The 13060-nt window shown below is 27.8% G+C and carries 14 protein-coding genes; 13 read left to right on the top strand and 1 reads right to left on the bottom strand.

Going from position 1 to position 13060, the window contains the following annotated elements; translation table 11 throughout:
* Window positions 1-54 precede the first annotated feature (54 nt).
* Together HCG70_RS09040 and HCG70_RS09035 are read left to right on the top strand one after the other, a co-directional pair.
* Window positions 55-393, top strand: coding sequence for a hypothetical protein (locus HCG70_RS09040; RefSeq protein ID WP_195951586.1), 339 nt, complete (start codon window positions 55-57; stop codon window positions 391-393).
* Window positions 394-413: 20 nt separating this feature from the next.
* Window positions 414-719 (top strand): hypothetical protein, encoded by a 306-nt coding sequence (locus HCG70_RS09035; protein WP_042397354.1) that lies wholly within the window; start codon window positions 414-416, stop codon window positions 717-719.
* Between the two features lie 254 nt (window positions 720-973).
* On the opposite strand, the gene HCG70_RS09030 is transcribed toward HCG70_RS09035, so the two are convergent.
* Window positions 974-4681, bottom strand: coding sequence for a M60 family metallopeptidase (locus HCG70_RS09030; protein ID WP_221697690.1), 3708 nt, complete (start codon window positions 4679-4681; stop codon window positions 974-976).
* A gap of 62 nt (window positions 4682-4743) precedes the next feature.
* Between HCG70_RS09030 and HCG70_RS17390 the strand changes: the two genes are divergently transcribed.
* The 11 genes from HCG70_RS17390 to HCG70_RS08980 all read left to right on the top strand — a co-directional run bounded on the left by HCG70_RS17390 (window position 4744) and on the right by HCG70_RS08980 (window position 13029).
* Entirely contained in the window at window positions 4744-5148 is a 405-nt protein-coding gene (locus tag HCG70_RS17390; RefSeq protein WP_260457804.1) for a reverse transcriptase domain-containing protein, read from the top strand.
* Window positions 5149-5178: 30 nt separating this feature from the next.
* Complete coding sequence (locus HCG70_RS17385; protein WP_052330635.1) at window positions 5179-5724, top strand: group II intron maturase-specific domain-containing protein; 546 nt, start codon at window positions 5179-5181, stop codon at window positions 5722-5724.
* Window positions 5725-5951: 227 nt separating this feature from the next.
* Window positions 5952-6299: a PepSY domain-containing protein gene (locus HCG70_RS09020; RefSeq protein WP_042397360.1), complete on the top strand. Its 348-nt coding sequence runs from the start codon at window positions 5952-5954 to the stop codon at window positions 6297-6299.
* Window positions 6300-6336: 37 nt separating this feature from the next.
* A complete protein-coding gene (locus tag HCG70_RS09015) occupies window positions 6337-7005 on the top strand; it encodes a response regulator transcription factor (protein ID WP_042397363.1) in 669 nt (222 codons plus the stop codon).
* 2 nt (window positions 7006-7007) lie between these two features.
* Window positions 7008-8384 (top strand): cell wall metabolism sensor histidine kinase WalK, encoded by a 1377-nt coding sequence (locus tag HCG70_RS09010; RefSeq protein WP_052330636.1) that lies wholly within the window; start codon window positions 7008-7010, stop codon window positions 8382-8384.
* Between the two features lie 104 nt (window positions 8385-8488).
* A complete protein-coding gene (locus HCG70_RS09005) occupies window positions 8489-9106 on the top strand; it encodes a PepSY domain-containing protein (protein WP_052330637.1) in 618 nt (205 codons plus the stop codon).
* Between the two features lie 160 nt (window positions 9107-9266).
* Window positions 9267-9998 (top strand): MerR family transcriptional regulator, encoded by a 732-nt coding sequence (locus tag HCG70_RS09000; RefSeq protein ID WP_221697689.1) that lies wholly within the window; start codon window positions 9267-9269, stop codon window positions 9996-9998.
* A 347-nt stretch (window positions 9999-10345) separates the two neighbouring features.
* Complete coding sequence (locus tag HCG70_RS08995) at window positions 10346-10687, top strand: zinc ribbon domain-containing protein YjdM (protein WP_042397370.1); 342 nt, start codon at window positions 10346-10348, stop codon at window positions 10685-10687.
* Between the two features lie 124 nt (window positions 10688-10811).
* On the top strand, window positions 10812-10994 hold the full coding sequence (locus tag HCG70_RS08990) for a hypothetical protein (RefSeq protein ID WP_042397374.1): 183 nt from the start codon (window positions 10812-10814) through the stop codon (window positions 10992-10994).
* Window positions 10995-11780: 786 nt separating this feature from the next.
* Window positions 11781-12671: a polysaccharide deacetylase family protein gene (locus HCG70_RS08985; RefSeq protein ID WP_042397378.1), complete on the top strand. Its 891-nt coding sequence runs from the start codon at window positions 11781-11783 to the stop codon at window positions 12669-12671.
* 52 nt (window positions 12672-12723) lie between these two features.
* Entirely contained in the window at window positions 12724-13029 is a 306-nt protein-coding gene (locus HCG70_RS08980; protein WP_042397381.1) for a hypothetical protein, read from the top strand.
* Window positions 13030-13060 lie beyond the last annotated feature (31 nt).

The following is a 13060-nucleotide window of genomic DNA, read 5'->3' as shown; positions in this document are numbered from 1 at the left end:
TTGTATTTAGATATGCAAGTAAGAGTTTTTTATATGTAGAAGGGAGAAAGTATAATGAAAAAAGTTTATAATGAAAGTCAATTAGTTAAATTAAATAGCATACCAGTAGAGGTTATTGAATTCGTAAGAGAACTAATAATTATATTAAATGAAGCATATGGAGAGGATAGGAATGTAGAATCTGACTTAGGTGGATATGTATTAATAGCAGAAAATATAGTAGATATCGAAATATTGAAACAAGATAAGTTACAATGTTTAGTGCCAGAATATACTGATGTAATAGAAGTTATGAATGGAGAAAATTATACTTCAAGCTTATACTTACTTTCTAGCGATTTTTCAATTGTAGTAGTATGTACTGAAGAACTTTCTAAGTTCCTACTGGAATAAGATAAGGAGGTAGAATTAATGTGAGTAAGAAGAGTGAAGAAAAGATAATCAAGGAAACTAAGTACTGCAAGATAAAAAGCCAAGGAAAAGTTGGAGCAGGAGAATACACATACTCAATAGAGAAAATCTACATCAAAGAACTAAAGAGATACGAAGTAAGGTTCTGTGTCTACAAGGCTACTAGAAGAGGTGACGAAACATACATTCCAAGAAGTCTTGATGTAACGGAGCTAGAACTAATAGAGCTAATAAAGGAGTCAATAAGAGAGAAAGTATTTTCAGAAGAATTCATTGAAATGTTAAAACAAGAAATAAACCAAATCTAAAAGTCTTAATTGCTACAAGTATAGTGATTAAGACTTTTTTACATTTAAATAAAAGTATAGAAAGAGGGAGTATAAATGTTTAATAAAGATAATGTATTTATTACAGTTAATGAAGAAGTTTCTTCAAGGAATTAGGTATTAAGTATGATGAAAATATGAGAATAATAATAGTTAAAAATAATGATAAGTTAAGAAGAATTTAAATTGATAACAAAAAAGAAATTGGATTAATTGTCCAATTTCTTTTTTGTTATTTATTTAGACTTTGTAATTTTTCTTTTTGTTAAAATTAATCCCAATATTACTAATAGCAATAACGATAAAATAGCTATATATTTTGATAATGAATTTACCGTTGCAGGAATATCTTCTATATTTTCATTAGTCTCATTATTACTATTTGTATCTTCAGAAATCATCATAGTTTCTGGATTAACTTCAAAGTCTTCTGCTAAAGTTTCAGTCATTACTGAGTTTTCCACAGGTTTTTCAGATTGACCTTGAGGTGCTTCAGGTACTACTGAAGTTTCAATAGGTTTTTCTACTGGAACATTAGATGTATTTGGTATATTAGTAGTTCCATCAGGTTTTTCCGCTGGAGCATTAGGAGTACTTGGTACATCAGGAGTTTCTCCAGGTTTTGTTTCATCATTAACTTTATTTGATAATACTATTATTTTTCTTTCGACGATAATAGTGTTATTATCACTATCTGTTACTTCATATTTTACAGAATAATCTCCTTCAGTTAAGCTAGTTAAGTCTAGTGTAGGTAATTTTAGTGATTTTATTAAATCTCCATCTTCTAAATCTGTTACACTTACTCCATTAGAAAAATCAAATCCCTTACCTTCACCTTCATTTATTACTATATCATCTAATCCGGTTATTACTGGTAATTGATTTGTTACTGTTACTATTCTATCTACAGTTGTAGTATTTCTATCACTATCAGTTACAGTATAAGTTAATGTATAGTCTTCATTTGTTCCTGGAGTAGGCTTACCCAATTCTCCAGTTACATTTATTTGTAATCCAGTTGTATCAATATCATCACTGTAGCTAACTCCATTCATCTTATTAAAGGTGTCAACTTGTCCAATTCCTATTTTTATATTATCAGCACCATGTATAACTGGTGGATTTGATTTAGCAGGAGCTTTTCCTTTATAAAAGACACCATCTGTAGATATCATATTAAGAGCTATTTCTTCATTTATGGCACGAACCTCTATTACATGCTGACCTTCATTTTGCATATTTAATGTAACTGAAGGTTCTCTTAGTGATCCTGTTAATTTAACTTTTTCCCACTTACCACCATCTACTCTGATTTCTACTTCAACATCTTTAGCTACATATATATTACTTTCTTTTCCATCAAAACAATACATAAAGTAACCAGTAGTTGTATTGTATGTTGCACCATTTACAAAAGCACCATTAGAATCTTTTGACCAATCTCCTTCGTATTGTATAAAACTAGAGTCTTGAGCTATTACATTTTTAACATTTGTTTTATTTGATAACTTCACTTCTGCAACTATTGTTATATCACGGCCATCTCTATTATTTAAAGCACTAATTTTTAAGTATTTAGCTTTTGTTTGCGGTAATGATATTTTTATGTCTGCAGGAGCATTTGAATTATCTTTTCTTGTTTTATCTTCATATATTTGTGTCCAAACAGTTTTATCTCCATTATATTCATCTGCTATAAATATTTCATAATCTCCTATTACGCCAACATGGTCATATGTACGTGTATATATTTCTAGATTATTAAAAGATTTTTCTCCACCTAAATCCAATATATATTCATGTGGAAAAGGTGTTTTATTAGAATTATCATAAGATGAGTGGAAATATGTACTTATATCTCCATCAACTATATTTTCTTTATTACCTTCATTATGAGAGTTTGGATCATTATTAGGAACAACTCCTTGTGGAGTACTAATAACTGTTAATCCTTTTACTGTAGTTTCATCTGCTGTTGCTAAACTTGATGGTCTAATATACTCAGGATCTGGCATTACATAATTTCTATCAGTAATTTTACCTACATCATTTAAGTTAGAATAAATCTTAGTTATTGATTTCCAACTAGTATCTCCTGAAGTTTTTCTAATATTTACATCAGCCCATCCAATACCGCCAGTATTTTTAGCTACCAATGTATATTGATAAATTTTATTAGCTTCTAAATTTACAGTAAAGCTAGTTGATTTGGCTCTGCCTTTATTATCTGTTTGCTGTGCAAGCTTAAGTGCATCATCAACATTATTTGCATAATCATTAGTTATAGATTGTAGTGTTGTTCCATCATCTAAATGTATTTGAAAAGCAGCTCTATCATCTCCAAAAGCTTGGAATTCATATTCTCCAGCTTCATCTACCATAAAGTATCCTTTACTTCTAGATAATCTATCACCTTCTGCGGAATCAATTCTCATTCCAGTTGATGTTGAACTTCCATATGGTGTACTTGTTGGTAAAACGTCTAAAGCTTCGTAAATATCCCATTTAAGTATATCAAAATGTTCTACAACACTAGCATTATAATCTAGAGCTATAGTACAATTTAACTTAGTTTCAAGACTTATTCCGTCTTTTTCAACTTTAACTGTTAATACAAATTCATCTAATGCATTTTCAGGCATTGATGTACTAGCTAAATAATCATATTTACCATCTTGTCTTAATTGTAAAGTTCCATATTTTGGCTGAGATACATCTATTACAGTTACATTACCAGGTGAAACTAAACTTTTTTGGAAGTCAAATGTATAACCGCTAGATGGAATATAGAAAGGTCTACCTGTTTCTCTTCCTACTTCCCCCATTGCATACACACTTTGCACTGGAATAGTCTCTTTATATCCAAGAGCTTTTATCTTATCAATGGTTTCTTGTTTTAATGGCCAACGTAATTCTTTTTGTATATACCATGTATAATCACGTTCACCAGCCACACAAAATCTATATGCCATATCATCATATCTATCATCTCTCTTCAGTCCGCCTTGACTTTCAAGCTTATAATCATATGGTGGAAGATATATTCCGTTAAAGGTTCCTCCCTCATAAGTTGATTTAATAACATTAACATAGTTTATTGGTCCAATTTCATGAGCAAATGTACTAAACATAAAGTTACCTATATTCGGTACACCAGGATAATACTGAACGCCTTCAAATATTTGTTGCTTTAAACTACTATATGGATCTGCAACCTTATTCCAATCATCGGTTCCATTTTCTCCTCTAGAAGCTGCTATATTAGTATATAAAATATATGATGCAGCACTTAAAGCATTATTAGTTATTTCAGTAAAATCAGTTCCAAGGCCCCATTCATCAGAATATGAACTATATCTTCTTTGATAATGGTGATTTATTTCATGTATTATTCCCCAACTTCCATTTTTCACTAGACCATCATAATCAAATGCATCTTTTGACCATTCTGGTGGTAAATTACATGACCAGCTCCATACATTTGCATATGCTATACCAGCGGTTATATATTGGTCAAAAGTAAGAGTCATTGGTGTTGTTCTATTTTCAAGTCCCATTGTATTGGCACTTAAGGCAGTTACATTTGTCCAAAACTCTGCTGCTTTTTGTGGATCTTCAATATGACGAATAAATTTAGCTGGAAGTATAAATCTTAAATAAGGAGTTCTTATTTCAGCAAATATACCTGGTGCATCTTTTGCAACTTTCCATTCTTCAGATGTTGTTTTACCTAAATCATAATATGGTGTATCAACTACCCCTTTAATATCTACCTCAATATTTGCGCCTGAAGGAACAGATTCAGCTATTTCTATAAAGACCATTCCTCCAAAAGGTGTACCTACTTTAGTTTCGGTTTCACTAATAGAGAAAGTTTTTCCAAAATACGGCATACGATTTTCGTTAATATGATTATAATAATATTCTTCTGTATCAACCATAGTCATACCTACGCTAAGTTTAATTTTTCCTTGCTTAGCGTATTTTAAAGCTTCATCATTTAATGTTACATCTAATTTATGATGAAAATTTCTCAGAGAATAGCTTTGGATTCCGCCCTCGCAGAGGTGTAAAAGATGCAATAAGGAAAGCTGAAAGTTATATTAACGAAGGTTATACATGGGTTGTAGACATAGACTTAGAGAAATTCTTTGATAAAGTAAATCATGATATTTTAATGTATAAACTATCGAAAGATATTAAAGATAAAAGAGTTTTGAAACTAATAAGGAAGTATCTGCAATCAGGAATAATGATTAATGGAATAGTAACATCAAGCGAAGTAGTAACGCCACAAGGCGGACCACTAAGTCCGCTATTATCTAATATTATGCTAGATGAATTAGATAGGGAGTTAGAGAAAAGAGGACATAAATTTTGTCGCTACGTGGACGACTGTAATATTTAAGTAAAGAGTAAAAGAGTCGGAGAGAGGGTTATGGAAAACATAACCAGATTCATTGAAGGTAAACTAAAACTCAAAGTAAATATCAACAAAAGTGCAGTTGAAAGACCTTGGAAAAGAAAATTCTTAGGGTTTACACTAGGGATTATGTTTGGTAAGGCATATTCAAGCATATCTAAACAATCATTAAGAAAGCATAAAGATAAACTCCGAGAAATATTATCAAGGTCAAAACCGATGACCTTAGAACAAAGAATAATTAAGATAAATCAAGTTAACATAGGTTGGATTAATTATTATGGAATAGCAAAGTGCAAAGGTATTGTTGTTCAATTGGATAAATGGATTAAACGGAGATTAAGAATGTGTATATGGAAACAATGGAAGAAGGTTAAAACAAGATATAAAAACCTTAATAAATTAGGACTTAATCACTATCAAGCAATAAAATTCGCCAACACCCGTAAAGGATATTGGCGAGTAGCAAATAGTGTTATATTAAATACTACACTAACAAATCAATTCTTTAACGACTTAGGCTTGAAAAGCCTAACGCGTCAATATATTAAAATTCATTAAACTTAAGGAACCGCCGTATACCGGACGGTACGTACGGTGGTGTGAGAGGACGGAAAATAAAATAATTATTTTCCTCCTACTCGATTATATTTATGTTAATAATATTATTAAAAATATAGTGATGAAAAAGATTAAAAAATTTTAATCTTACTTTCATTCCTACTTCATGAAAAAGAGAAATCAATATTATATAATTCATAATACAGATTAAGATAAGGAGAAACAAAATGAATAAATATTTAGAAACAGCAAGAGAAATAATAAAAAGAAACAAGAAAAAAATGGTAAAAAGAATTTCAATATTATTAGTTTTAGGTGTTGCAGTATGTGGTATAGGTGCTATTACTGTATATAGTATAGCTAAATCTAATATTAATTATACAGTTGATGAAGCAAAGGTAATAGCACTACAAGCGGTTCAAGGAGACATATTAAAGGTTAGGAAAAGCTTAGAGTTAGATAATCTTAGTTTTGAGTATAAATTTAAAATAAAAAATTCAAATAATATTCTTATAGAAGTTAATGTGGATTCTAACTTGGGGGTTATTACAGATATAGATAATTATTATGATTAAACATTATATATAAGCGTATTATAAAGGAGGAAGTATAGTGAAAAGCATATTAATAGTTGAGGATGAACCTAATATTTCCGATTTTGTAAAAGGGGAATTAGAATATGAAGGGTATGATGTTTGTATTAAGGAGGATGGTAGAGAAGGGTTAGAAGAGGCATTAAGAAATGAATATGATCTTATAATACTGGATGTTATGCTTCCTTCAATGAATGGATTTGAGATATGTAGAAGACTAAAGAGAGAAAAACAATCTCCGGTAATAATGCTTAGTGCAAAAGATAGTGTTATGGATAAAGTTAATGGGCTTCAAATAGGTGCTGATGATTATATTGCTAAGCCATTTGCAATAGAGGAGTTACTTGCACGTATTGAAGTGGTTTTTAGGAGACAAGATAGTTTAAATAATTCTATAGTAAAGTTTAAGGATATTGTAATTAATAAAAGCTCAAGAAGTGTTAAAAGGAATGGTAATGAAATAAGTTTAACTAATAAAGAATATGAACTATTAATGATATTAGTAGATAATAAGGATAAGGTAGTTACTAGAGAAGAGCTTTTAGAAAAAATATGGGGTTATGGGTATGAACCGGAAACTAATGTCACAGATGTATATGTAAGATATTTAAGAACAAAATTAAATAATGAAAATAAAGAAGAATATATACAGACAGTTAGATCAGTTGGTTATATTATGAGGGGTTAGTAATGAGAACTAAAAAATTACCTGTATTTTTAGAAATTATGAAAAGTTCCTTTTTTATAATAAGTTTAATTTTGATTATATATACAATTGGTCAATTAATTACATTTTGGATATTTACAGATGAGTATGAAAAAGATTTATTAGAAGCTAAATATAAAGAGATAAGCAGCTTATCTAAGGATATAAACATAGAAATATCTGAAAATGGGTTTTATGAATATTTACAACAGTTAACTAAGGTTGATGATGATGAATATATTAGGATTTACTCAACAGATAAAATATATTATGAATCCCCATCTGAAATATGGGAAGAAATTAAATTTGACTATGTAAATCAAGATATTATAATGGGATCTAAGATTTTTGATTTTGAGATATATATGGTAATAACAGGACCAATAGAGATAGGAAATTCTCAATATACGATACAAATAATTAGAGAAAATGAGATGTTTCAGGAATTTACTGAAAACTCCTTACCGATTTTAATTTTTACTTTAATTTTAGGATTAGCTTTAAGTGGTATAGGAGCTATGTATGTTTCGAAGAACTTTATAAAGAGACTTAGAAGGCTTACAACAACTATGAATGAAATAAAGGAAAAAGGAATTAATAAAAGAGCTGAAATATCAGATTTAAATGACGAAGTAGATAAAGTAAATATAGTTTTTAATTCAATGATGGATGAATTAGAAGAGGCATTTCATGAGCAAAGTAGGTTTGTATCAGATGCATCACATGAATTAAAAACACCATTAACAGCACTTCATGGACATTTAAGTATGCTTAAAAGATGGGGAAAAAATGACAAGGAACGTTTAGAAAAATCTTTGGATATATGTTTAAAAGAGGTAGAAAGATTAAAAAAGTTAGTAAATGATATGTTATTACTATCTAAGGCAGAAAAATCAGTAGTAGACTTAAATAAAGTAGATAAGATTGATCCTGTAATATTAGTTGATGAGGTTATAGAACAATATAGATTTTTAAATCCAAATGTCACATATATAGTTAATATTGATGAAAATATAAGAATAAAAGTTGAGCCAAATGATTTTAAGCAGTTATTAATTATATTTGTTGATAATTCAATAAAGTATAACAATAAAGAGAATGTTGAAATTTCAATAAGTATAAGAAAAGAAGCTAGTGCGATAAAATTAGAAGTTAAAGATAATGGAATTGGTATACCAAAGAATGAAATTGATAATGTAAAGAAAAGATTTTATAAAGTTGATAAATCTAGAGTAAATAATAATTCTTTTGGAATTGGTTTATCCATTGCAAACAGAATAGTTAGCAATTATAACTCTAAGATTTATATAGAAAGTGAATTAGATAAATATACAATAATAAGCGTATATTTTAAGGGATAAAAGTAGGGAAAATTAATTATCTATATTTAATGAAAATTTTATAATATTTTGGGATATCATAGATAAAAATATTAATAAAAAGATGTATATAAGTGGAGGATAAAATGAAAAAGGCAAAATTAGCAGCAATTATGATAATAATTTCTATTAGTTTAGTAGGGTGTAATAACTCAGGTGTATCAAATTCAGGTGCAACGAATGAGAGTACAACAAATCAAAATACAACAAATCAAACTGAAACAAACTCAGGTATAACAAATAATGAAGTTGTTGGGGCTAATAAGATAACAATTGATCAGGCTAAAGAAATAGCACTAAACCATGCAAAATTAACAGCAGAGCAAGTTTCATTTATTAGAACTGAAAGTGAATTTGATGATGGAATAGAAAAATATAATATAGAATTTTATTATAATAATCAAAAATATGATTATGATATTAATGCGGTTAATGGACAAATAATTCAATATGATTTAGAAGGAGTTATTAATAATAGTCAAAATAATTTAAATAGCACAGCTAATATTTCAATAGAGCAAGCAAAGGAGATTGCATTAAACCATGCAAATTTAACAAGCAATCAAGTTATATTTTCAAGAACAGAATTAGATTATGATAATGGGATACAAAAATATGAAGTAGAATTCTATTATAATAATAGAGAATATAGTTATGAAATAAATGCTAATACTGGAGATATATTAGGGTATGAGCAAGATTAATATATTAAGAGAAGGTGCCACTCTTTAGAGAGAGGTGCCTTTTTTTAGTAGATAATTTAAGCTTAAAAATAGTATTGACTCTAACGTTACGTGATAAATTAAAATTATATTTGTAGCTAAGATAAACAAAATAATTTATGAAAGGAGGTATATAAAGCTAATGAGGATAAGCGAAGTAGCAAAGTTAACAGGAATAACGGTAAGAACATTGCACTATTACGATGAAATAGGGCTATTAAAACCAAGTGAAATAACAGAGGCTGGTTATAGGTTATACTCTAGAGAAGATCTGGAAATATTACAACAAATACTGTTTTTCAGAGAACTAGATTTTCCTCTAAGTCAAATAAAGGAAATAATGAATAATCCCAATTATGATAAAGAAGAAGCACTTAAAAAACAAAAAGAATTGCTAATTCAGCAACGACAAAGGATAGAAGGATTAATAAAATTAATAGAAAAAAGAATAGAAGGAGATAATAATATGAGCTTTAAAGAATTTGATATGAATGAAATAGAAGAAAATAAAAAGAAATATGCTAAAGAGGTAAAAGAACGTTGGGGAACTTCTAAAGCGTATGAAGAAAGCGAAAAGAAAACAAGTAGTTACAATAAAGAAAAATGGGGAGACATTAATCAAGAGACAAGTGAGATATTTAAGGGGTTTGCTGAATTAAGAAATTCTGATCCAGGAAGTGAAGAGGTGCAAGAATTAGTTAGAAGATGGCAAAAGTATATTACTGATAATTTCTATACTTGTACAAATGAGATATTATCTGGATTAGGTTTAATGTATGTGGAGGATAAAAGATTTAAAGAAAATCTAGATAAGAATGGTGAAGGAACTGCTAAACTTATGGAAGAAGCAATAAAGATTTATTGTTCAAAATAATATGACACTTAAATGACACAAAGGAGGATTATTATAAACACATAAAGTAGTTAATGCAAAACAATTAATGATTAATAATAATCCTCCTTTTGAAATATAAAGGCGCCTAACACGAGAGTCCCCCTTAAGTGTTAGGCTATTTTTATATTTTAAATAAAAAATAAGATTTAAATGAGTTATTTTGAGTTTTACGGATAATAATAGTAATGATTTTTAATAATAGAAATAAGTAAATTAAAGGAATTGACAACGGTTTGTCAATAAAAGAATAGTATGATAGTATATATTAATGCATAGGATACTAATATGTAGTTAAATAACGAGATAGCAATGGAGGAAATGAAATTATGTTACCAAACTGTCCAAAATGTAATTCAGAATATACTTATGAAGATGGAAATCTTTTAATTTGCCCAGAATGTGGTCATGAATGGACTGCTGCAAGCCAAGCGGCTGAAGAAGAAGCAAGTGTTATAAAAGATGCTAACGGAAATGTTTTAAATGATGGTGATACTGTTACAATAATCAAGGATTTAAAGGTTAAAGGTGCTACATCAGCATTAAAGCAAGGAACAAAAGTTAAGAATATTCGTCTACTTTATGATGTAACAGATGGTCATGATATAGACTGTAAAATAGATGGATTTGGAGCAATGAAGCTTAAATCATCAGTAGTTAAGAAGATATAATTAGAGATAATATATAAGGACTGTTTATATTAAAGTTAAGCAGTCCTTTTTACTTGTAGTAATATAAAATTTATATTGTATGATATAATTAAAATAAAAATTAAGTTTTTGGAGGCGATAGTTTATGTTCACTAAGGAAGAACTTTTAGTAATAGAAGATGCTTTAAAAATAGCTGATGAAAAGTACATAAAGTTGCTTGATGAAAGCAAAAATAATAAGAATAAAATGGTTGCATTTAACAGAAAGCAAAAGAAATTATGGTTAGTTCAAAATAAATTAAATAAAATACTAAAAGAAGAAGTCTAAAAGTATTATTTTATGGTATCTAGTATAAAAACTAGATACTTTTTTTATTATTAATTTGATTTATGGGGAAAATTAATTAAAATACTTAATTTATAAGTTTATATCCATCTATAAATTTTATTATACAATATCTAATTTATTAATTTCTTACCATGTATTTAATAAATATATATATACCTATTTTTATTAAACGATAATTAATAATACAGGGAGATAAAATAATACAAATGAACACTAAAATTAGTAAAATGTTGATTTATTTAACATAATGTAGTATTTTGATATTTTTTGAAAAAAATCCATTATAATACATAAGAAAATTTGTAAAAAAATGTCTTCACCTCTGTTTTTATATAAATTCTATAAATAAATTATATCCAAAATAAGTAAAAGAATAATAATCAATAAACTAATTCAATTTATTGATTATTAAGAATATTTTCAAAATAAATATTGTAATATTTAATAGAATATTTATTTTAAAAACAAAAACAAGGTGATTTATATTTTAATAAAAAAACCAATATATATATTATTATATAATATAAAATTTATATAATAATATAAAATATATGAAATTTTAAAACAAAATATGTAAAATACAGTAAAAAAGAAATGAGTAAAAATTATATAAATAAATTTAAAAATAAATGCTAGTGATAATAAAAAATGAAATATTTATAAAAAAATCTTTCATAAATGAATTTGTATAATTTATTTACAAAATTAAACATTTAAGATAGAATTACATAAGTGAAAAAATAAATAGATAAAGGGGAATATAAAATGAAAAAAAGATTTATAGCAATTACATTTTTATTGTTGATAACTTTTGGAATGATAGCTTGTGGAAAAAATGAAGTTTCAAAAGAGGAAAATATAAATGAAACAAATCAAGAACAAGCAACAGGAAGTCAAGAAACTACTGAAGAACAGCAAGAGAATCCTAATAAATGTGGTAATACAGAAGAGCAAGATCAAGCTCAAATTGAGTATATAAATATAGCCCCAGAGGAGGTAAGAATACCTATTCTTATGTATCATTCAATAAGTGATGAAGATCCTAGTAATAACTTATTAGTTCCTCCTGCAATGTTTGAAGAGCAAATGGCATGGCTTGAAGCTAATAATTTTACTGCAATGAATTTAGATGAAGCTTTAGAAGCTATGGAGACTGGAAAAGTACCTAAGAGACCTGTTGTTATAACGTTTGATGATGGATATGCAGATAATTATAGTAGTGCTTTTCCATCATTAAAAAATCACAATTTAAAAGCTACTTTTTTCATAATAACTGATGGAGTAGACAATGGTTATTATATGTCATCAGATAATTTAAAAGAAATGCAAGCTGCAGGAATGTCTATAGAAAATCATACGGCAAATCACTTAGAATTAAATGGATTGTCAAAAGAAGATGCATATGATTCAATTAAAAGAGCACAAGACTATTTGAGAAATGTCATTGGTTCAGATGGAAATTATCTTTGTTATCCAGTAGGAAAATATAATGATGAAACTATTGCTATAGAAGAAGAGTTAGGAATAAAGGCAGCAGTAACAACTCAAGGGGGAATAGCTTCGATAAATGATGGGATTCATACTTTAAAGAGAGTTAGAATATCGCCAATGAGTATTGATAGCTTTGCTTCAATATTTTCAGAGTATATTAATTAAAGATAAGCTATACTATAAATGACGAAAAAAATAATACTTTGGAGGGATAGTAGTGGCAAAAATAACAAGTAAAAATAACAGTTTATTAAGAGATTCAAGAAATAAAGTTTCACCTAAAGTATATAATCTTTTACTGGATTTAGTTAATGATGACAAAGAAGAATTAGCGGAAATTGTTTTAAAAATAGATTATTTAATAGAGTATGCTAATAGTGCAGTGAAAGCAAAGGATTATAGTGAAGCATTAGAAACTATTCAAAGAGCAGAAGAAAGAATAAAGTTAATTAAAAGAGAATATTATGATGTAAGTCATTTAGAATACTTAATTGAAGGTGTAAAATTAAAGATAAAAAAATAAAACAATGCCCTATAGATAGAAACATCTATAG

Source organism: Clostridium sp. K04, from assembly GCF_019734375.1.
GTDB classification, from domain to species: Bacteria; Bacillota; Clostridia; order Clostridiales; family Clostridiaceae; genus Clostridium; species Clostridium saudiense.
This window is presented reverse-complemented; position numbering and strand designations above follow the sequence as displayed.

Bases quoted from the DNA above. Each gene is read 5' to 3' on its own strand.
- HCG70_RS17385 (WP_052330635.1), top strand. From the start codon at position 5,179: ATGGAAAACATAACCAGATTCATTGAAGGTAAACTAAAACTCAAAGTA.
- HCG70_RS17390 (WP_260457804.1), top strand. From the start codon at position 4,744: ATGTTACATCTAATTTATGATGAAAATTTCTCAGAGAATAGCTTTGGA.
- HCG70_RS09040 (WP_195951586.1), top strand. From the start codon at position 55: ATGAAAAAAGTTTATAATGAAAGTCAATTAGTTAAATTAAATAGCATA.
- HCG70_RS09030 (WP_221697690.1), bottom strand. From the start codon at position 4,681: ATGGTTGATACAGAAGAATATTATTATAATCATATTAACGAAAATCGT.
- HCG70_RS08985 (WP_042397378.1), top strand. From the start codon at position 11,781: ATGAAAAAAAGATTTATAGCAATTACATTTTTATTGTTGATAACTTTT.
- HCG70_RS08995 (WP_042397370.1), top strand. From the start codon at position 10,346: ATGTTACCAAACTGTCCAAAATGTAATTCAGAATATACTTATGAAGAT.
- HCG70_RS09000 (WP_221697689.1), top strand. From the start codon at position 9,267: ATGAGGATAAGCGAAGTAGCAAAGTTAACAGGAATAACGGTAAGAACA.
- HCG70_RS09020 (WP_042397360.1), top strand. From the start codon at position 5,952: ATGAATAAATATTTAGAAACAGCAAGAGAAATAATAAAAAGAAACAAG.
- HCG70_RS09010 (WP_052330636.1), top strand. From the start codon at position 7,008: ATGAGAACTAAAAAATTACCTGTATTTTTAGAAATTATGAAAAGTTCC.
- HCG70_RS09005 (WP_052330637.1), top strand. From the start codon at position 8,489: ATGAAAAAGGCAAAATTAGCAGCAATTATGATAATAATTTCTATTAGT.
- HCG70_RS08990 (WP_042397374.1), top strand. From the start codon at position 10,812: ATGTTCACTAAGGAAGAACTTTTAGTAATAGAAGATGCTTTAAAAATA.